Origin of the sequence: Petroclostridium xylanilyticum, from assembly GCF_002252565.1 — a bacterium.
Lineage (GTDB): Bacteria > Bacillota > Clostridia > SK-Y3 > SK-Y3 > Petroclostridium > Petroclostridium xylanilyticum.
In genome coordinates this window covers 457,921-478,887 of the sequence record NZ_NPML01000018.1, presented here as the reverse complement: position 1 = coordinate 478,887, position 20,967 = coordinate 457,921, and the positions used below count along the sequence as shown (strand labels likewise).

The window sequence follows — 20,967 nt, the reverse complement described above, 5'->3', positions numbered from 1 at the left end:
TTGTCAACAACTTTTTTCTGATATTTTTTATCACTTCTTACCGAAGCGACAAATGCTATACTAACATAATCTTTTTAATCTGTCAACACCTTTTTTATTGGTATTTTAAACCATTTCTATAATTTTTATTCATTTATTAATAGCTTCTGCTTTCGGTTTTTATTATTGAAAAACCAAATATCCACTAAATATTTTTCAATGACATTAATGTATATTTTAATTCTTCACCTGAAAAACTATAACAAAATGTTTAGAAAAAGTTATATCTTGATTTTGCCGATGTATAAGAAATTGCTATGAAAGACCAGCTAATTAAAGTCAAGAGTTTTTAAGAAAAATTTTGAGAAATTTTTTTAGACTCCTGACGTTAATCAAAGGCATGACAACAAGACCACCTAAGTGAAGTAGACATAAAATAGCTGGTCTGAAATAATAAGTTGCTCTTTGAAAACTGAACATCAAGTACAAGTACTATTAAGCTGCTGTATGCTTTGCTGCAAGATTCTTCGCATGCTCTTGGGGGCTACGTAGCTGATAAGGCTTTCTATCCCTCAGAACAGCAAAAATATAATTAACAAGCTTACGCATAACAGCTCCCAAAGCTACTTTTTTAGGTTTGCTCCGGCACTTCTGTTGATAAAACTCCAGTAACACAGGGTTGCAAGCTGTCTTATCCCTCTTGGTACGGATATTGGCAAGAGCAATTGTAAAAAGCACCCTGCGAAGCAGCCTTGAACCCCTCTTAGACATCTTGTTACGTGTACCGGTAAACTCTCCGGACTGCATGACAGAGGGGTCAATGCCGAAATAAGCAACCAGCTTGCCCGGCTTTTTAAAGGCCGAAAAGTCGCCAATCTCCGCAAGAATGGTGGCAGCAGACAGAAGGCCTATGCCGGGAATGCTCTGCAAGAGTTCAAGCGTCAATGCAAGTACAGGCATGTCCTTTGCCAGGTCCTCATCAATCAGCTTATGGATGGCTTTAAGGACTTTCTCCAGGTTTTCCTCCAGGGTTCTGATCATGGAGATGTACACACCGAGCATGGCAATATTTGAGGAATTGTGAATGCTCAAAGGTTCAAAATCTCTGGCCTTGGAGACCAAAAGCTCATACTTTTCAGTTGCCCATTTAAGGCTTTTGTGGGACTTTTCCTGAATCATTGAAATCAGCTTGTTCCTGTCAGCCTTAAGAATATGGGCAGGCGTAGGATACTCCTCCAGGACTGCAAGAGCAGCCTTTGAAAAGATGTTGGGGAATACATCCTTAAAGTTTAGCATGAGTTGGTCAACAATACCCGTAAACCTGTTTTTGTAGGCAGTAAGCTCGTCAGAGAGCTTGTAGTACTGGCGGCAAAGGCTCCTTAAGCATTCAATATCCTCATCGAGGATATTAGTAGTTTTAAGCTCCTGAAATCTGTAGAGCAATGCAATTTTCCGGGCATCCACTTTATCATTTTTCACTTTTCTAATTCCAATATTTTTGATAGAATCAGTCTGGATGGGGTTTGTTACTGAAACCTCAAATCCAGCTTTACAAAGTGAATGGAAAAGGATTTTGTGATAGTGCCCGGTGGATTCCATGACGACGAAAGGCCTTGAATCAAAGTCCTTTTCCGTTTTTTTCAGCAATTCAACGGCTCTTTCAACGTCGGTACTGGAATCATGGCGAATCTTCATGCGGGCAATTACTTCATTGGATGGAGAAAGAATCGCCATCTCACTGAAGAACTTGCCCACATCAATGCCTGCAATGGGTCTGAAATTCATTAAAAATGCCTCCTTTACAAGATTGATGGACTTAAAAGCCTCCATTCCTTCCCATGTAAGCAAACAACCTTGCATGTGACACGAGGAACCAGCTTATTAGCTGGCCTCAACCAGCCAAATCATGTAGACTTACCGGAATGGATAAATACTCTTTCACACGGGTAATCGGCCCGCTAAGGTCCGTCCCAGGAGGTGATACACACACCTTCCAAGTCCGGAAGATATTATACATGATTTTCAAGGTTCAGGCCAACAGGTGCTGGCATAATGGCTAAGATGTGAAGCCGTATGATGTGCTTGATGTTTAGAAAAGTATGAAGTTTGAAGTGTTATGTTAACAATGATTTTTAATGGGTCGAACAGTGGCTTCGGTCACTGATTTAATACAATATTAATTGTACAAGGAGTTTATGCCAATGAAACCAAGAGATGAAAAAAAAACATTGGCTCAAAGGATAGTAGAAGCCAATGTTCTGGGTGATGGTAATTTAGTAAGTATTTCTCCGGCTGACGTTTTGGTAAAAAGCTTTGAAGCTTACGGCAATGAAGAGACGGAAGAAATACAAGAGGATGAAAATCAATAACGGATTGCTTTTACAATCCGTTATTTTATTATTCTACTATTCTACTTCATCATTTTCCTCAGCTTCTTCTTCAATTCTTGCAACACCAACAACTTTAACGTTTTCTTCCATCCTCATTAGTGTAACGCCTTGTGTAGACCTACCCATTCTGCTTATTTCTTTAACTTGCAATCTAATAATAGTACCATCAGAGGTTATTAGCATGACATCATCTTTATCCGTAACAACTTTGATGCCGGCTATATTTCCTGTTTTTTCAGTTATTTTATATGTGAGGATTCCTTTTCCGCCTCTAGATTGAATACGATATTCATCAAGACTGGTCTTTTTGCCAAAGCCATTCTCTGTTACCACAAGGAGGTCTGCATTTTCCCTTATGAGAGACATTCCTACAACATAATCGCCCTCATTTAGTTCTATAGCTTTTACCCCCTGCGCAGTTCTTCCCATCGGCCTGACATCCTCTTCACTAAACCTTATTGCCTGACCGTATCGGGTTCCCAGAATAACCTGTTGATTTCCGTCAGTTAGTTTAACTCTTATTAATTCATCCTCATCCCTGAGAGTAATAGCAGCTAATCCGCTTTTTCTAGCCGTATCATATTCCATTAAGTCTGTTTTCTTAACAACACCATGTTTGGTTACCATCAGTAAATACTGCCCTTCTCTAAATTCTTTCACAGGTATTACAGCTGTAACCTTTTCTCCTGGTTCAATTTCTAAAAGATTTACTATTGCAGTACCTTTTGCCTGCCTTCCTGCTTCGGGAATTTCATAAGCCTTCAATCTATACATTTTCCCTTTGTCGGTAAAGAACAGTATGTGATGATGAGTAGAAGCTATGAACAATGTTTCTACAAAGTCCTCTTCCCTGGTACTCAACCCTACGATTCCTTTGCCCCCTCTTTTTTGGCTTTTATACGTGTTGGCAGGTAAACGCTTAATATATCCAAAATGGGTGAGGGTGATTACATTTTCTTCTTCTTCTATCAAATCTTCTATATCAATTTCATCATCAACAATGCTAATAGCGGTTCTCCTTTCATCTCCAAATTTTTCTTTTATTATAAGTAATTCTTCTTTAATAATTCCAAGTACCATAGATTCATTTGCTAAAACGTCTCTCAAATATTTAATAGTTTCCAAAAGCTCCCTGTATTCTTCCTCTATTTTCTCTCTTTCCAACCCTGTTAATCTTGAAAGCCTCATATCTAATATAGCCTGGGACTGGGCATCACTTAAATTAAACTCTCCCATTAACCTTTCTTTTGCAATAGCAGTAGTTTGAGAATTTCGGATTATGCTAATAATTGCATCTATATGATCTAAAGCTATTCGCAATCCTTCTAATATATGAGCCCTTGCTTCAGCTTTATCAAGATCATATTTTGTTCTTCTAACTATAACCTGCTTTTGAAAATCAATGTAATGGTCCAATACTTGTCTCAAGTTAAGGATTTTCGGTTCATTATCTACCAAGGCAAGCATGATAACACTAAAAGTTTCCTGCATTTGGGTATATTTATAGAGTTGATTTAATATAATATTTCCATTAGCATCTCTCTTAAGCTCTATTACTATTCTCATGCCTTCTCTATCTGATTCATCCCTTAAATCAGAAATACCTTCAACCTTCTTATCTCTTACAAGCTCGGCAATCTTTTCAATTAATCTTGCCTTGTTAACCTGATAAGGAATTTCAGTAACAATAATCCTCTGCTTGTTATTGTTCATCTGTTCAATAGTTGCTTTAGCCCTGGTAACAATTCTACCTTTTCCCGTCATATAGGCTTCTTTAATTCCTTGGCGTCCCATTATAATTCCGGCCGTTGGAAAATCAGGGCCTTTAATATGCTGCATGAGTTCTTCAATCGTTATATCAGGGTCGTCAATGATAGCTACAATACCGTTAATTACTTCAGTAAGGTTATGGGGTGGTATGTTGGTTGCCATACCAACTGCTATTCCTGATGAGCCATTGACAAGTAGATTTGGAAACCTTGAGGGCAATACTGAAGGCTCTTTTAATCTTTCATCATAGTTAGGAACAAAATCTACCGTTTCCTTTTCAATATCGCTGAGCATTTCTACTGCCAGTTTAGACATTCTTGCTTCAGTATATCTCATTGCTGCCGCCGGATCCCCATCAATAGAACCAAAGTTTCCGTGGCCGTCAATTAAAGGATATCTCAAAGAAAAATCTTGAGCCATTCTTACCATACTATCATATACAGCCGCATCTCCATGAGGATGATATTTACCTAGAACTTCTCCAACAGTGGTTGCAGATTTTCTGTGGGGCTTATCCGGAGTAAATCCTAACTCATTCATAGCATAAAGTATTCTTCTATGAACCGGCTTTAACCCATCCCTTACATCTGGAAGCGCTCGCCCAACAATAACACTCATTGCATAGTCTATATATGATTTTTTCATTTCCGACTCGATATCCACCGGAATAATCTTTTGTGCGGAGTTGTCAATCATTTGTTTGTTATCCTCCCTTTGATATGAAATAGTGGGTAGTGGGTAGCGTTATATTTTTCAACTCACAACCCACTACCCACTAACTTAGATATCTAAATTGCTTACCATCTTCGCATGAGCTTCAATAAATTCTCTTCTGGGTTCTACCTTATCTCCCATCAATATTGTAAAAATTTCATCTGCCGCTACGGCATCTTCTAACTCTACTCTGAGAATAGTTCGTGTTTCAGGATTCATCGTAGTTTCCCATAATTGTGTAGGATTCATTTCACCTAAACCTTTGTATCTCTGTACATTGGCATCTTTCCCCATTTCTAACAGAGCTCTTTCCAACTCTCTATCATTATATGCATATGTTATATTCTTTCCTTTAGAAATTTTGAAGAGTGGTGGTTGAGCAATATATACATGGCCATTTTCAATAAGGGGTCTCATGAATCTAAAGAAGAAAGTTAATAGCAGCGTTCTTATGTGAGATCCATCTACGTCAGCGTCTGCCATAATAATTACTTTACCATACCTTAATTTTGAAATATCAAAATCATCACCAATACCGGCACCTAAAGCAGTAATAACCGGCATTAATTTATCATTTCCATATACTTTATCTATTCTTGCTTTTTCCACATTCAGCATTTTACCCCATAAAGGTAAAATTGCCTGAAATCTTCTATCTCTTCCCTGCTTTGCTGAACCACCTGCAGAATCACCTTCTACAATATAGATCTCTGTTAATTCTGGATTTCTTTCGGAACAATCGGCTAATTTCCCGGGCAATGACGTACTTTCCAAAGCACTTTTTCTTCTTGTTAATTCTCTGGCTTTTCTTGCAGCCTCCCGGGCTCTGGCAGCTGTAATTGATTTTTCAAGAATAGCTTTTGAAATCGGGGGATTTTCTTCTAAAAAAGCTGCTAATTTTTCATTCATCACCCCTTCTACCAGACCTCTTATTTCACTATTCCCAAGTTTTGTTTTTGTCTGTCCTTCAAATTGGGGTTCTCTTAATTTTACACTTATTACTGCAGTAAGCCCTTCTCTTACATCTTCTCCGCTGAGGTTCTTATCATTATCTTTTAATATGTTATACTTTCTGGCATAATCGTTAAAAACCTTTGTTAAGGAAGTCTTAAATCCAGTTTCATGCGTTCCCCCCTCAGTAGTATTAATATTGTTTGCAAAACTGAATATATTTTCAACATAGGTATCGTTATATTGCATTGCAATTTCTACCTGAGAGCCATCTTTCTCCCCTTCAAAATAAATTACCTCTTTATGAAGAGCCTCTTTATTTCTATTTATATATTCAACGAAGGACTTAATTCCACCTTCATATTTTAATTCTTTTTCTTTGCCTTCGCCTCTTTTATCCGATAATACAATCCTTATACCCCCGTTAAGAAATGCCAGTTCTCTTAATCGTGTGAGCAGTACGTCAAAATCATAAATTAGATCTTCAAATATCTGATAGTCAGGTTTAAAGGATATTTTTGTACCTCTTTTGCTTGTTGTTCCAATAATTTTTAGTGGAGCGAGTGTTTTACCTCTCTCATATCTCTGGAAATGAATATTTTCTCCGTCATACACTTCTACTTCCAACCATTCTGAAAGGGCATTTACCACTGATGCTCCTACGCCATGCAAACCTCCGGATACCTTGTATCCTTCTCCTCCAAATTTTCCACCGGCATGTAGTACAGTAAACACTACTTCTACAGCAGGAATACCCATTTTAGGATGTATTCCTACAGGAATTCCTCTTCCATCGTCCTCTACTGTAATGGAGTTATCTTCGTTGATTGTAACAAAGATATTTTCACAATATCCTGCCAAGGCTTCATCTATACTATTATCAACAATTTCATATACTAAATGGTGTAAACCTCTGGTACCTGTACTACCGATATACATTCCCGGTCTTTTTCTAACAGCCTCTAACCCTTCAAGTACTTGTATTTGAGTTTCATCATAATTTATATTTACTTTATCTTTAACCATACGTACCTCCTTTTCTCCATTCTCTTAAACGTTTGCTATATCATCAATATATCCGGCTCTCTTATAAAGAGTTATAGATGAAATTGGTGAAAGGTATATTTTACTCTTCTTATCTACTTCGGTAATAATAAAGGATTTTGGCAGATCTTCTGAAATATTTTCTATAAACCCTTCTTCTTCAGCAATAGTCAAAAATTCTTTAGTTATTTTTGAAATAGTAGTAGTTTCAAGGTCCATTATAGCAATAACATTTTTTAAACTAACTACTACATCCCCACCCAGATGCAAAAACATTCTAATGTCCTCCTTTCAAAACAGTACCTTTTTCAATCTTAAAAAATGAGATATCCCTATCCATAATAAATCTATCAATATCTGTACAAGTAATCATTACCTGTTTATTTTCCATACTTCTTAAAATATACTCCTGCCTTTGATGGTCTAACTCAGACATTATATCATCTAGTAAAAGTACAGGATATTCCCCTAAATCTTCTTTCATAAATTCCATCTCCGCCATTTTTAAAGAAAGAACTGCCGTCCGCTGTTGTCCTTGGGAACCAAAATTTTTTACAGATATATTATTTACTATAAAATCGACATCATCTCTATGAGGGCCAGTTAAAGTAATTCCAGTATCAACTTCTTTTCTCTTATTAGCGTTCAAAATTTTTTCAAAAAGCTTTTTAATTTCTGCCAATTGATTTGTTTCTCCAATTTCAACATTAGGTAAATATTGAACATCCAGTTGTTCTGCACCCTGTGTAATATTAAAATGGATGGACTTTGCAATTTCTTGTATTTTTTTTATAAATAATGCTCTATATAGTATGATTTTGGCACCGTACTCCATCAATTTTTCATCCCAGACAGATAAGGTGTCTTGAAGCGAACTTTTTTTACTAATTGTTTTTAAAAGATTATTCCTTTGTTCTAAAACTTTCATATACTGCTGTAAGTTATAAAAATAAGCAGGACGCATCTGACTAATGCATACATCTAAAAATCTCCTGCGCAGTGAAGGTCCTTCCTTTATCAAATTTAGATCCTCTGGTGAAAACATAACGGCATTGAAAAATCCCATTAATTCGCCTATTCTATTAATGGGTATTTCATTTATTTTTATTCTTTTTTTTTGATTTTGGGATAAAACCATTTCCCCAGTTTTACATTCATCTTTACTTAAAAAACTCATCTTAATATTAGCATAATCATATCCAAATCTTATCAATTCTTTGTCCCTATTTGTACGATGCGATTTACCGGTAGCAAACAAATATATTGATTCAAGAATGTTGGTTTTACCTTGTGCATTATTACCGTAGATAACGTTAATGCCTTTTCCGAAATCTATATCAGCATAGTTATAATTTCTATAATTGCTTAATTTTATATTACTGACATGCATTTAAAAGATCCTCTATTCTACGATAAATTCAATATTATTTTCCAGTTTAACTGTAATATGATCGTTTGGAAATATTTTTTTACCTCTTTGCTCTACAACTTGTCCGTTTACTTTTACTAGTCCATTTATTATAAGCTGCTTTGCATCTGCCCCCGATTCCGCTATACCAGCCCATTTAAGTAATTGGTCCAGCTTAATATATTCAGTATCAATCTTAATTTTGTCCATATTAATATTCACCTAATCTCAATATATATTTGTTAATATTATATCATTATTTATAAGTTTAATAAATAACTTTTAATAAGCCTGAGATTTTAATTCTCAGGCTTGTCGTCATATTTTATGCATAACAGTTTAATACTATTTTCATTTGTATCTGTGACCTGTATCGGCGGATCATGAGCGTTAATCTTTATCTTAATCTCTAATTATTCACTTCTCAATCTTACAGGCAATACTAAATAAATAAATTGCTCTCCTTCAATAGGTTTTATAATACATGGGCTTAAGCTGGTGTTAAATTCCATATAGATTTCATCACACTCACATGCTTTTAAAGCATCCAAAAGATATTTGTGGTTAAAGCCTATCTCTAGATCATCACCAAAAGTTTCTACAGGAACCGAATCCTGAACTGTCCCAGTTTGTGTCATACAGCTTATAATGATCTTATCCATTTTTATATTTAATTTTACAGGGTATTTCTGATTATCTGAAGTTATGATAAGAGCTGCGCGTTCAATGCTATCTATAAGGGGTTTTACCGATGCTTTAACCCTTAATTGGTATTCTTTAGGTATAATCTGTTTATAATTTAAAAATTCGCCTTCTAATAACCTGGATATGATACGACAATTATCAAATTCAAAGAGTACATGTTTTGTAGTAATATATATATTTATATCTTCTTCACCTTCTCGTATTATTTTTGATAATTCATTTAACGTCTTTCCAGGAATAACAATAGATAATTTACTATCTTTTGTGTCTATAGTTTCTTTTCTTAATGCAAGTCTATATCCGTCTACAGAAACCATATTTAACTCATTATTGTTAACTTCTAAACAAGAACCTGTAAGAATGAGTTTATTTTCATTAGTACCTACTGCAAATATTGTTTGTCGAATCATACTTCTCAAGCACTCTTGGGTAACAACCAAGGCATTTTCTTTTTGAACTTTAGGTAGTTCTGGAAATTCTGCTGAAGATATCCCCATAATAGTAAATTCAGAATTTCCACATTTTATATATGTGCTATTATTCTCTTGTACTTCTATATGAACGATATCATTAGGCAATTTTCTTACTATATCTCCAAATATTTTTGAATTAAGTACAACTGATCCAGTCCGTTCGACCGTTGCTTCGACATTGCATTCAATACCAAGCTCCAGATCATTTCCGGTTAATTTTAAATTTTCTGAAGCTTCTAACAAAATCCCTTCTAAAATTGGTAAAGCTGACTTTGGCGAAACAGCTTTTTGCACAATATTTATTCCGTCCAATAAAATATTTTTGTCGCAAAGTATTTTCATTTGTGGATAACTCCTTTTCGTTTTTTTATATAAATATATAAACAGTTTTTAGTAGGATTAGTAATAAGTTATGTTGTTTTTGTGGATAAATCTTTTTATGTCCTATTTTACTTTGACGAATATGTTTATATTTTGTTGAAAAAACACGTTTTTTGACTAACAAAAAGAACAGGCAAACAATTTGCAAAAAGTTTTACACAGCTTTAAAACAGAAAATTAACAACAGTATGTGGATTATTTGCCTTTAATATTTTTATTTAATTCTTCTATTATTTTCTTAACTTCTGAGTCATTCTTCATATCTTCTTCTATTTTACCAATTGCATGCAATACTGTGGTATGGTCTCTTCCGCCAAATACTTCTCCGATTTTAGGAAGTGATAAATCTGTTAATTCCCTACATAAATACATTGCAATTTGCCGTGGGTATGCAACATTCTTGGTTCTTTTTGATGATTTGAAATCCTCCATTTTGATATTAAAGTATTTGCCTACAGCCTCCTGAATTATAGCAGGTGTGATTGTTTTAACGTTATTTGCTGATAGAAAATCTTTTAAAGCTTCGTCGGCAAGTTCTTGTGTTATTTCCTGTTCTACAAGAGCACCGAAGGCTATAATGCGATTTAGAGCGCCTTCTAATTCTCTAATGTTGGATTTAATCTTATTTGCTACATATATTAATATTTCATCCGGAACAATCAGCTTTTCCAGTTGAGCTTTCTTTTTTAATATAGCTATTCTTGTTTCCAGGTCAGGGGGTTGAATATCGCCTATTAAACCCCACTCAAATCTGGAGCGCAGTCTTTCTTCTAAAGTGTGTATTTCTTTAGGAGGTCTGTCGCTGGTAAGGATAATTTGCTTGTTTGCTTCATGTAGTGCATTGAAGGTATGAAAGAATTCCTCTTGCGTTCTTTCTTTTCCTGCTATAAATTGAATATCGTCTACTAACAGTACATCAATGTTTCTGTATCTGTTTCTGAATTCTTCGTTTCTATCATCTTTAATAGAGTTAATTAACTCATTTGTAAATTTTTCTGATGAAACGTATACTACTTTCGTCGATGGGGATTGGCTTAATATATAATGACCAATTGCATGCATTAAATGGGTTTTTCCTAATCCAACTCCGCCATATAAAAATAGAGGATTATATGCCTTAGCCGGCGATTCAGCAACAGCTAGTGAAGCAGCATGTGCAAAGCGGTTGCTGTTACCAACTACAAATGTATCAAAGGTATATTTCGGATTAAGAGTGGTATTATTTGGTTCATCTTGAACTGCTTTTTCATTAGCTGTATTGTCATTGATCTTTTCCTGGTCTTTTTCTCCTATGATAATTACTGATATATTAAATTCCCTTGATGTTGCTGCAGCTAGAGCATTTTGGATAAGCGGAAAATACCTTCCTAATATGATATTTTTATTAAAATCATTAGGAACACCTAACACAATCTTATTTTCTGAAATTGAAATAGGAACAATGGTTTTAATCCATGTATTAAAACCTACTTCAGTTATTTCAGATTTAATAATGTTTAGTGTTTTATTCCACAAATCTGTTAAATAGTTATTCATAAGTGTTCCTCCTAAGTGAATAATAAAAAAATATCTACATATAATAATGAGTTATCAACATAATTATCAACAATTGTGGATAATTTAATAACTGCTTGTTAATGATGTCAATAAGTATAAAATAAATCTATATGTCAATAATAAAAAATGGCAAAGTTGAAATTATTCACAGAACTTTTAATAAAATTATTGACATATTAAAGTGAATAAAATACATAGTTTTAGAAGATTATTAACATTTATTCACAGATTTATCCACAATATGTGAGTAAATAATTAAATTTTATGTAATTTTTAAAAGTTATCAACAGGCAAATATTAATATATCAAAATTTCTGTGAATATTCAATGATAAAATATAAAATAGTAACATAGAACTATCCACAGGTTAATTTAAGGTTTTTGTTTTTACTTTCTTGACATTTGTTAATTAATTAAGATATAATTGAAACGATGTCTTTAGATATCTTTAAATGTTGTATTGTTTAAAAGTACTTAATATAATGATATTGATTTACGTGAATAGTGGTTTTTATCAATTTTGATACATGATCATTAGCCCATATTTATCCGTATTTTGAGAAGGGGGTGTTAACTGTGCTAAGAACGTATCAACCTAAGAAAAGACAAAGAAAAAAAGAACATGGTTTCAGAAAAAGAATGCGTACAAGAAATGGACGAAAAGTATTGGCTAGAAGAAGACAAAAAGGTAGAAAAAGATTGTCAGCATAAAGGCCACTTTCAAGTGGTCTTTTTGTATTAATTTTCGTAACCCAAACTTATATAATTGTAGAATACTAAGTTATGGAGTTTTATCTTGTTTGGGTTAAAAGGGTAGATCGCATGCAAAAGACAGTTTCATTGACCGAAAATAGACAATTTAAGAGAATTTATGATAAAGGAAATTCTTATGCAAATAATCTTTTGGTAGTTTATTTCCTTCCGAATAGTTCGTCAGAAATTAGATTAGGCATTACCGTCAATAAAAAACTCGGAAAAGCCGTAGTGAGAAATCGAGTTAAAAGATTGATAAAGGAAAGCTACAGGTTGAAGGAAATGTATATAAAAGAAGGCTATGATATTGTCTTTGTTGCAAGAGTGCGTGCGAAAGAAGCTACTTATCATGAAATAAGTGGTGCAATGCATAATCTATTGAAACGTGCAGGCTTGTTAAAGTGATCAGTAGTTAATCATTAGTGGTTAATAGAAAACGGATTTAGAAATTTTAACTATCAGTAAGTAAAAAATAAAAACTGTGTTGTATCTGATCTGATAGTGGAGTTAATTATGAAAAAAGTTATCATTTATTGCGTTATAATTTATCGAAAATACATTTCACCTTTAAAGAGACCAAGTTGCCGGTTTTACCCTACATGTTCTCAATATGCTCTGGAGGCAATAGATAAATATGGTATATTTAAAGGTGGATATTTAACTATAAAAAGGATTTTAAGGTGTCATCCTTTTAATCCAGGAGGTTATGACCCGGTTGAGTGAAAAAGGAGGATGAAAAGATTTTATGGGAGATATTTTTGGTTTGCTTGTTACAGGCCCCCTTGGATCAATTCTAAGTTATATTTACTCTTTTACTAAGAGTTATGGTTTATCTATCATCTTATTTACTATCTTCATTAAGGTAGTATTATTGCCCCTTGCTATTAAACAACAAAAGTCAATGGTAGAAATGCAAAAAATTCAGCCGATCCTTGCTGATATACAGAAAAAATATAAAAATGATAAAGAAAAACTACAGCAAGAAACATTAAAGGTATATCAAGAACATAAAGTTAACCCTGCTGGTGGTTGTTTACCGCTGCTTATACAATTACCTATTATATTTGGATTATATAGGGTAATTTATCAACCTCTTACGTATATTTTAAAAATGTCACAGCAAGAAATTAGTGAAATGGCGGCTAAATTAGGTCTTAATGCCAGGGATGAAATAAAAATAGCCGAACAGATGAAAAATATTAATCTTGAATTCTTAGGATTGAATTTAGCTCAAATTCCTCAGTTTAATGTGCCCAGTGTTTTATGGCTTATTCCTATTACTGCTGCGTTAACCACATATTTATCAAGTAAGTTAACTTCAGTGACTACATCTTCTTCTCAAAACCAGCAGGCTGTACAAATGCAAAACAGTATGATGACGGTATTTCCAATAATGACGGGATTTATTTGTTTTTCATTGCCTGCAGGGGTAGGTTTATACTGGGTGGTTAGCAATTTACTTCAAATGGTGCAACAAATATTTTTAAATAAAATTTTTGCTCCGGCTATGAAGGAGGGGAAATCATAATCAATGAAAAATGCAGTAGAAAAAACAGGGAAAACAGTTGATGAAGCAATTAATGCTGCACTTGCTGAGTTAAATCTGGGAAGGGATAAAGTGGACATCGAGGTTATAGACGAAGGTAATAAAGGTTTATTTGGGTTAATTGGCACAAAAGTTGCGAGGGTTAGAGTTACTCCTAAAGAAACTGCGGAAGATAGAGCAAGGGAATTTTTAAATAGTGTGTTTGATAAGATGAAATTAAAAGTTAAGATTAATTTTGAAGAGAAAGGGAATTCTTTAAATATTCTTCTAGAAGGAGATGATATGGGTATCCTTATTGGAAGAAGGGGTGAAACTCTTGATTCCTTGCAATATCTCACCAGCTTGGTAGTAAATAGAGGCGATAATGAATATATTAGAGTTTCTATGGATACCGAGAATTACAGAAAAAAAAGAGAGGAAACACTATCTAAGCTTGCCAAGCGGTTGGCAGAAAGAGTGCTAAAATATAGAAGAAGTATAACACTAGAGCCAATGAATCCATATGAAAGAAGAATAATTCATTCAACTTTGCAGAATAATAAAATGATTACTACTTATAGTATTGGTGAAGAGCCGAATAGAAAAGTAGTCATAGCTTTAAATAATCGTAAAAAACTTGAAGTATAAGAGCACTGATGTGCGTAAAGCTGTAGCTGAAGGCTTATAATATATAAATAATATAGGGTCTACAGCACAGCTTTTTTGTTAATATAAAAATAGTGGGGAGTGGGGAGTAAAACCGAAACCACAGAAAAAGTCCGGTTTAGCATATTTTCATCATTATTTGTGCCGGGTGCGCCCGGCGTGGCAGTTAGTATGAAAGTAGCTCAGAGTTTTGGGTTCGGATTTTATAATTTTCGAATGTTCTTCTTAATTTATTAAATGGAGTTGGAAATAGATGTACATGAACGATACGATTGCAGCAATTTCAACGGCTCCCGGTATTGGTGGAATTGGTATTATTAGAGTTAGCGGTAAGGATGCTGTTACTATTGTAGATAAAATATTTAAAAGTCCTAAGGGAAAAAAATTAAGTAATGTAAAATCTCATACTATTCATTATGGTCATATTGTAAAAGTGGGAACATCACAAAATATTGATGAAGTTTTAGTTTCGGTAATGAGAGAACCACATACTTTTACCAAAGAGGATATTGTGGAAATTAACTGCCATGGTGGAATTGTTTCTACTCGTAATGTACTTGAACAAGTTTTAAATGCAGGAGCCAGGCTTGCCGATCCTGGTGAGTTTACAAAGCGGGCCTTTTTAAATGGCAGGATAGATCTTGTTCAGGCTGAAGCTATCATTGATATTATAAATTCAAAGACAAATATTGGACTTGAGTCTGCTATGGACCAATTAGATGGAAGTTTATCCGGTAAAATTTTTGATATAAGGAAGAAATTAATTAATATTGCTGCACACCTTCAAGCTGCCGTAGATTTTCCGGAAGATGATATTGATGAATTGAGTGAAGATAAGCTTATCGAGTCTTTAAATCTAGTGCTTCAAGAAATTAATCATCTTATTGAAACTGCCGATATGGGTAAAATTATCAGAGAAGGACTAAGTACTGTTATTGTTGGAAAACCTAACGCAGGAAAATCTTCGTTACTTAATGCTCTGGTTAGAGAGAATAGAGCTATCGTTACTGAAATTCCGGGAACAACAAGAGATGTGATTGAAGAATATATCAATATTAAAGGTGTTCCGTTAAAAGTTGTAGATACTGCAGGTATAAGAGAGACTGATGATATCGTAGAGAGAATTGGTGTTGAAAAATCAAAAGAATTCATTAATAAAGCGGATTTAATTATTCTTATTTTGGATGGTAGTGAAGAGTTGAATGAAAATGATAAGAATATTATAAAACTTGTACTGGATAAGAAAGTTATCGTTTTAATTAATAAAGTAGATTTAGAAACAAAGATAGAATATAACTATATTCAAGACTTTTTTAAAGAGCATCCTATTATTAATATTTCAGTTAAAACAGGAACTGGATTGGAGGACTTGGAGAACACGATTAAAGATATGTTCTTTGGTGGAAAGATTAGCATAAAAGAGGATGTTATTGTGACAAATGTAAGGCATAAGGATTCTTTAATAAAAGCAAGGCAGAGCTTGAATGAGGCTATAAATGCTATTGAAATCGGAATGCCAGTAGATATGGTTTCTATAGATATAAAAAATGCTATTGAAAGCTTGGGTGAAATTGTAGGATTAACTGTATCTGAAGAGATAGTGGACCAAATTTTTAGAGAATTTTGCCTTGGGAAATGAGGTGTTAAAATGGAATATTTTGCTGGAGAATATGATGTTGCTGTTATAGGTGGGGGACATGCAGGCTGTGAGGCTGCTTTAGCATCTGCCCGTCTAGGATGTTCTACCATCATGTTTGCAATTAATCTTGATAGTATTGCAAATATGCCGTGTAATCCCAGTATAGGAGGTACAGCAAAAGGCCATCTTGTCAGGGAGATTGATGCCCTTGGCGGTGAAATGGGTAAAAATGCGGATAAGACTTTTATTCAGTCAAGGATTCTAAATAGGGGAAAAGGTCCTGCAGTATATTCCTTGCGTGCTCAATCTGACCGCCGTGCATACCAGATTGAAATGAAGCATACGCTTGAAAAGCAGGAAAACCTGGATATAAAGCAGGCAGAAGTTGTTGACTTATTAATTGAAAACAAGGTTGTAAAAGCTGTTAAAACGCATACCGGTGCTATCTTTAATGTAAAAGCTGTAGTTTTGGCGACGGGAACTTTTTTGCGAGGGAAAATTATTATTGGAGATGTAAGCTACAGTGGCGGTCCGGATGGATTGTTTCCGGCGAATAAATTATCTGATGCATTGCGGGAACATGGTATTGAATTGATGAGATTTAAAACAGGAACTCCGGCAAGAATCAACTCTAGAAGTGTTGATTTTTCAAAAATGGAAGAACAAAAAGGCGATGACGTGATCACACCTTTTTCTTTTGAAACAGAGGAGATTGGGGAAAATAAAGTTTCATGCTGGCTTACATATACAAATGAGAATACGCATAAGGTAATTCGCGATAACCTTCATCGGTCCCCACTTTTTGGCGGAATGATCGAGGGTGTAGGTCCCCGCTATTGTCCTTCTATTGAAGATAAAGTTGTACGTTTTGCAGATAAAGATAGGCATCAGATATTCATTGAGCCTATGGGGTTAAATACTGAAGAGATGTATGTCCAGGGAATGTCAAGCAGTCTTCCGGAGGATGTCCAGCTTCAGATGTTGCGTACCATTCCTGGTCTTGAAAATGTTAAAATGATGAGAACAGCTTATGCAATAGAATATGATTGTATCAATCCTACACAATTGAACTTGACCCTTGAATTTAAGGAAATATCCGGTTTATATGGTGCCGGACAATTTAATGGAAGCTCAGGATATGAAGAGGCTGCAGCTCAAGGTTTAATTGCCGGTATAAATGCAGCATTAAAGATAAAAGGCAGAGAGCCTTTGATTTTGGACCGGTCTGAAGCATATATAGGAACTTTAATAGATGACCTTGTAACAAAGGGGACGTCTGAGCCCTATAGGATGCTTACATCCCGTTCAGAATATAGGTTGCTGCTGAGGCAGGATAATGCAGATTTAAGATTAACACCAATAGGATATAAGATAGGTTTAATCTCTGAAGAGAGGTATCAAAAATTTTTAAAGAAGAAAGCGCAGATCGAAGAAGAAATTAAAAGATTGGAAAACACTATTATTCCTCCTACTGATGAGGTTAATGCGTTTTTAGAAAAAAATAACAGTACAAGAATTAAGACAGGTGTTAGATTAGTTGAATTACTTAGAAGACCGGAAATTTCTTATGAAGCTCTTGGTGAAATCGATAAAACTCGCCCTGAACTACCTTTTGCCGTCACTGAACAGGTTTCTATACATATTAAGTATGAAGGATATATAAAGCGCCAGTTGATGCAGATAGAACAATTTAAAAAATTAGAAAATAAAAAGCTGCCAAAAGATATAGATTATAATAGCATTCAAGGTTTGCGTTTGGAGGCCAGACAAAAGCTATCAAAGATAAGACCGGAATCAGTAGGACAAGCATCAAGGATTTCCGGGGTGTCACCAGCAGATATTTCTGTATTGATGATTTACCTTGAACAAATGAGAAGAGAAGCTACAGTCAAAAATCAAGAGTAATTAGGAAAAAGGTTGTGACATAATGGACTACAGTGAAATTTTAAAAGAAGGTGCCAGACAATTCAATATAGATTTATCCTCTGAGCAAATTGATAAATTTATGGTATATAAGAAGCTGCTTTTAGAGTGGAATGAGAAAATTAACTTAACTGCTATTGAAGATGAAGGAGAAGTTATTATAAAACATTTTTTAGATTCCATCTCATGTTTACTTACTGACAAATTTACTAATCATTGTACAGTAATTGATGTTGGCACTGGCGCTGGTTTTCCAGGCCTTCCTATAAAAATTGTGCGTCAGGATATTAGTGTTACATTACTTGACTCTCTAAATAAACGAATAAATTTTTTGAATGAAGTAATAAACAAATTATATTTACCAGCAGTAGAAACTTTACATGGGAGAGCAGAAGATATAGGTAATAATAAGTATAGGGAGAAATTTGATATCTCTATATCTCGTGCTGTGGCAAATTTGTCTGTATTAGCCGAATATTGTCTTCCTCTTGTTAAGATAGGAGGATATTTTATCAGTATGAAAGGTCCGGATGTAAAGGAAGAGTTAGAACAGGCAAATAAAGCCATTGACATATTAGGTGGAGAATTATCGGACGTTAAATTAGTAAGACTACCATTTACAGAGATTAATCATAGTTTAGTTATTGTAAAAAAAATAAGACAATGTCCGACAAAATATCCTAGAAAGGCAGGAAAACCTGCAAAAGAACCAATTAGATGATTATATTTTATAGATTATAATGTAATAATGTGACGAACGATTTTTTACCACGTTTGTGAATATTATGGTATAATACAAAAAAGAGAAATAATAATCGAAACAACTGGTCCTATATGTGGTAAAGGAGGCTTATTGTATATGATGGAGGTTATGTCTATGTTTAGAAGTAGTAATGATGAGAAAGGGAAAATTATTAATATTCCCATTGATAAAATAAAACCTAATCCATACCAGCCTCGTAAACATTTTGATAAAGCAGCTTTGGAAGAATTGTGTGGATCGATTAAACAGTATGGTGTATTACAGCCAATTAATGTTCGGAAAATAGGTTCTGGAAATTATGAGTTGGTAGCGGGTGAGAGGCGGTTGAGAGCATCTCAAATGGCTAATTTTAAAGAAATTCCAGCTATTATTGTAGATATTAATGATAATGATTCTGCCGTATTGGCCCTTATTGAAAATTTGCAGAGGGAAGACCTTAATTTTATGGAAGAAGCAGAAGGTTATTTCCACTTGATATCGGAGCATGGCCTTACACAGGAAGAGTTAGCAATAAAGATTGGCAAAAACCAGTCAACTATTGCTAATAAACTAAGACTTTTAAAGCTGCCGCCTTTAGTTAAAAAAATAATAAATGATAACAATTTGACTGAAAGACATGCTCGCGCTTTGTTAAAGCTTCCTGATGAACAGTTGCAGCTAAAGGTTTTAAAGACTGTTTGTGAAAAGGGCTTGAATGTAAAAAAGACTGAAGAATTAATACAAAAGACAATTGACCGTATAACTGAAGAAAAAGATAAAACTAAACGTGGAAAGCAAATTAGGGCTTTTAGAGATATACGTATATTTGTAAATACTATAAAACAAGCCATAGATATGATGAAGCAATCGGGAATTGACGCAAAAGCATCGCATGAAGATAAAGGCGAATACATTGAATATGTGATTAGGATACCAAAGTGATTAGGTATAGATTCAGATAGAGATAAGTTATAAAGATTAAAATGAAAAACTGATATTTTTATTGTATCAGTTTTTTATTTTTTTATAAATCTATATCTATATACTTACTGATAATGATTTTACATGGCAGATAAAGTTAATAAGTTCACAGTTCACGGTTCACAGTAAAGGCTATTCAATCGTTTGCTACTGTGAACTGAGAGCTGTTAACTGTGAGCTATATATTAATCTTTATCTTCAATTAGCATTTTCCTATTAACAGCAATATACCAATCAAGATAAATGAAATACCTGCACCTATCTGAATATATTGGGCTGGTATATATTTATGAAGTATATCTCCGCATATTACACCTATAAGAGATGATAGTACTAATGCAGAAGCTGCTCCCATAAAGACAGGCAGACTGGATTTTGATTTTGATGCTAACAGCATTGTTGACAATTGTGTCTTATCTCCTAACTCAGCTAAAAATACTACCCAAAATGTAGTAAATATTATTTTCCACATGTTTTGTTCCCCCTGATTTAGTTGCTTTAGAAATATGATATTAATAAAATAGTTTAAGTACAGCAGAACTTTGTATTAGTAACTTCATTTCATTTATTTGACTGCACGATATAATAATTCTTACTTGTTTAAATCTTTTTAGCTAATTTGTTATTGTTTAAGAATAATCTGATAACCTGGTATATAATCTTGGCAATTATTAATCCGCACGTTATACAAAGTATCATACTTAATGAAAAAGCAAATGCTTCGAGATCGGTACTATCGTTATGAATATTTGAAAAAGTTTTAATACTTGGATTGTATAATTTATAAGTAATATTTAATGAATATGTAGGTGCTGCTGTAATTATGCTAAAAGAATCCGATTCACTATAATAATTTAAAAAGATTGCCCATGAAAAAAAACACCAGATTATACTTAGGCATATTATCTTAGAACGAATCAGGTTACTAAGTTTCATTCCTATTCACCTCACATTATGCTATTATATTATATTCGACAGGTAGGCATTTATTCTATTTCAATTTTTATAAAAAATATTACTTCTAGTTGACAATAATTATATTATTAATGAAAAATAAAATTACCAGTAAAGGATTTTTCCAATTATATTAAGATTTTCTATAATATTGCTCAAAAATATTTAGGGAATATTTATTTTTTCATTAAGAATTATTACACTAGTGTTCCAATATATCCAATATATCCAATATATAAGTATGCTTATTCTTTGGATTTTATGTAAAATAAAATCTTTTATCTATATATGTTGCAAAAAAGATTTTACAGAATCGTTCAGGAACGTGACATGAGGACGGTTCGAAACCGCTGAAAAAGTCCGATTTTATTAAAAATGTTTCACGTGAAACATTTTATTGTTTCAATTCACT

General features: G+C 33.8%; 19 protein-coding genes. 10 read left to right on the top strand and 9 right to left on the bottom strand.

Going from position 1 to position 20,967, the window contains the following annotated elements; genetic code table 11:
* Window positions 1-474: 474 nt before the first annotated feature.
* A complete protein-coding gene (locus tag CIB29_RS12220) occupies window positions 475-1,764 on the bottom strand; it encodes an IS110 family RNA-guided transposase (RefSeq protein WP_094547847.1) in 1,290 nt (429 codons plus the stop codon).
* Window positions 1,765-2,180: 416 nt separating this feature from the next.
* Here CIB29_RS12220 and CIB29_RS18580 point away from each other — a divergent pair, with 416 nt between their 5' ends.
* Complete coding sequence (locus CIB29_RS18580) at window positions 2,181-2,348, top strand: hypothetical protein (RefSeq protein WP_157910293.1); 168 nt, start codon at window positions 2,181-2,183, stop codon at window positions 2,346-2,348.
* Window positions 2,349-2,384: 36 nt separating this feature from the next.
* Here the strand turns inward: CIB29_RS18580 and gyrA are convergent, their stop codons facing one another.
* The 7 genes from gyrA to dnaA all read right to left on the bottom strand — a co-directional run bounded on the left by gyrA (window position 2,385) and on the right by dnaA (window position 11,351).
* On the bottom strand, window positions 2,385-4,835 hold the full coding sequence (gene gyrA / locus CIB29_RS12215; protein WP_094550044.1) for a DNA gyrase subunit A: 2,451 nt from the start codon (window positions 4,833-4,835) through the stop codon (window positions 2,385-2,387).
* 84 nt (window positions 4,836-4,919) lie between these two features.
* On the bottom strand, window positions 4,920-6,830 hold the full coding sequence (gene gyrB / locus CIB29_RS12210; protein WP_094550041.1) for a DNA topoisomerase (ATP-hydrolyzing) subunit B: 1,911 nt from the start codon (window positions 6,828-6,830) through the stop codon (window positions 4,920-4,922).
* A gap of 24 nt (window positions 6,831-6,854) precedes the next feature.
* Window positions 6,855-7,124, bottom strand: a complete 270-nt coding sequence (gene remB / locus CIB29_RS12205; RefSeq protein ID WP_094550039.1) for an extracellular matrix regulator RemB — start codon at window positions 7,122-7,124, stop codon at window positions 6,855-6,857.
* A 1-nt stretch (window position 7,125) separates the two neighbouring features.
* Complete coding sequence (recF, locus tag CIB29_RS12200; RefSeq protein ID WP_094550037.1) at window positions 7,126-8,238, bottom strand: DNA replication/repair protein RecF; 1,113 nt, start codon at window positions 8,236-8,238, stop codon at window positions 7,126-7,128.
* Window positions 8,239-8,250: 12 nt separating this feature from the next.
* Complete coding sequence (locus tag CIB29_RS12195) at window positions 8,251-8,466, bottom strand: RNA-binding S4 domain-containing protein (RefSeq protein WP_094550035.1); 216 nt, start codon at window positions 8,464-8,466, stop codon at window positions 8,251-8,253.
* A 203-nt stretch (window positions 8,467-8,669) separates the two neighbouring features.
* Entirely contained in the window at window positions 8,670-9,776 is a 1,107-nt protein-coding gene (gene dnaN, locus CIB29_RS12190) for a DNA polymerase III subunit beta (RefSeq protein WP_094550033.1), read from the bottom strand.
* A 234-nt stretch (window positions 9,777-10,010) separates the two neighbouring features.
* Window positions 10,011-11,351 (bottom strand): chromosomal replication initiator protein DnaA, encoded by a 1,341-nt coding sequence (dnaA, locus tag CIB29_RS12185; RefSeq protein ID WP_094550031.1) that lies wholly within the window; start codon window positions 11,349-11,351, stop codon window positions 10,011-10,013.
* 597 nt (window positions 11,352-11,948) lie between these two features.
* Here dnaA and rpmH point away from each other — a divergent pair.
* The 9 genes from rpmH (at window position 11,949) to noc (ending at window position 19,562) form a co-directional block, all read left to right on the top strand.
* The gene (rpmH, locus tag CIB29_RS12180; RefSeq protein WP_094550029.1) at window positions 11,949-12,083 is read left to right on the top strand and encodes a 50S ribosomal protein L34; all 135 of its coding nucleotides are present in this window, start codon (window positions 11,949-11,951) and stop codon (window positions 12,081-12,083) included.
* Between the two features lie 111 nt (window positions 12,084-12,194).
* Window positions 12,195-12,530, top strand: a complete 336-nt coding sequence (rnpA, locus tag CIB29_RS12175) for a ribonuclease P protein component (protein ID WP_094550027.1) — start codon at window positions 12,195-12,197, stop codon at window positions 12,528-12,530.
* A gap of 108 nt (window positions 12,531-12,638) precedes the next feature.
* Window positions 12,639-12,848, top strand: a complete 210-nt coding sequence (yidD, locus tag CIB29_RS12170) for a membrane protein insertion efficiency factor YidD (protein WP_207653088.1) — start codon at window positions 12,639-12,641, stop codon at window positions 12,846-12,848.
* Window positions 12,849-12,870: 22 nt separating this feature from the next.
* A complete protein-coding gene (locus CIB29_RS12165) occupies window positions 12,871-13,653 on the top strand; it encodes a YidC/Oxa1 family membrane protein insertase (protein WP_094550025.1) in 783 nt (260 codons plus the stop codon).
* Window positions 13,654-13,656: 3 nt separating this feature from the next.
* A complete protein-coding gene (gene jag / locus CIB29_RS12160) occupies window positions 13,657-14,298 on the top strand; it encodes an RNA-binding cell elongation regulator Jag/EloR (RefSeq protein ID WP_094550023.1) in 642 nt (213 codons plus the stop codon).
* A gap of 271 nt (window positions 14,299-14,569) precedes the next feature.
* Window positions 14,570-15,955, top strand: coding sequence for a tRNA uridine-5-carboxymethylaminomethyl(34) synthesis GTPase MnmE (mnmE, locus tag CIB29_RS12155; RefSeq protein ID WP_094550021.1), 1,386 nt, complete (start codon window positions 14,570-14,572; stop codon window positions 15,953-15,955).
* A gap of 9 nt (window positions 15,956-15,964) precedes the next feature.
* Window positions 15,965-17,860 (top strand): tRNA uridine-5-carboxymethylaminomethyl(34) synthesis enzyme MnmG, encoded by a 1,896-nt coding sequence (gene mnmG / locus CIB29_RS12150; protein ID WP_094550019.1) that lies wholly within the window; start codon window positions 15,965-15,967, stop codon window positions 17,858-17,860.
* A 22-nt stretch (window positions 17,861-17,882) separates the two neighbouring features.
* Window positions 17,883-18,599 (top strand): 16S rRNA (guanine(527)-N(7))-methyltransferase RsmG, encoded by a 717-nt coding sequence (rsmG, locus tag CIB29_RS12145; protein ID WP_094550017.1) that lies wholly within the window; start codon window positions 17,883-17,885, stop codon window positions 18,597-18,599.
* 150 nt (window positions 18,600-18,749) lie between these two features.
* Window positions 18,750-19,562 (top strand): nucleoid occlusion protein, encoded by an 813-nt coding sequence (gene noc, locus CIB29_RS12140; protein ID WP_423241306.1) that lies wholly within the window; start codon window positions 18,750-18,752, stop codon window positions 19,560-19,562.
* 241 nt (window positions 19,563-19,803) lie between these two features.
* On the opposite strand, the gene CIB29_RS12135 is transcribed toward noc, so the two are convergent.
* Window positions 19,804-20,073, bottom strand: a complete 270-nt coding sequence (locus CIB29_RS12135) for a TMEM165/GDT1 family protein (RefSeq protein ID WP_094550013.1) — start codon at window positions 20,071-20,073, stop codon at window positions 19,804-19,806.
* Window positions 20,074-20,967 lie beyond the last annotated feature (894 nt).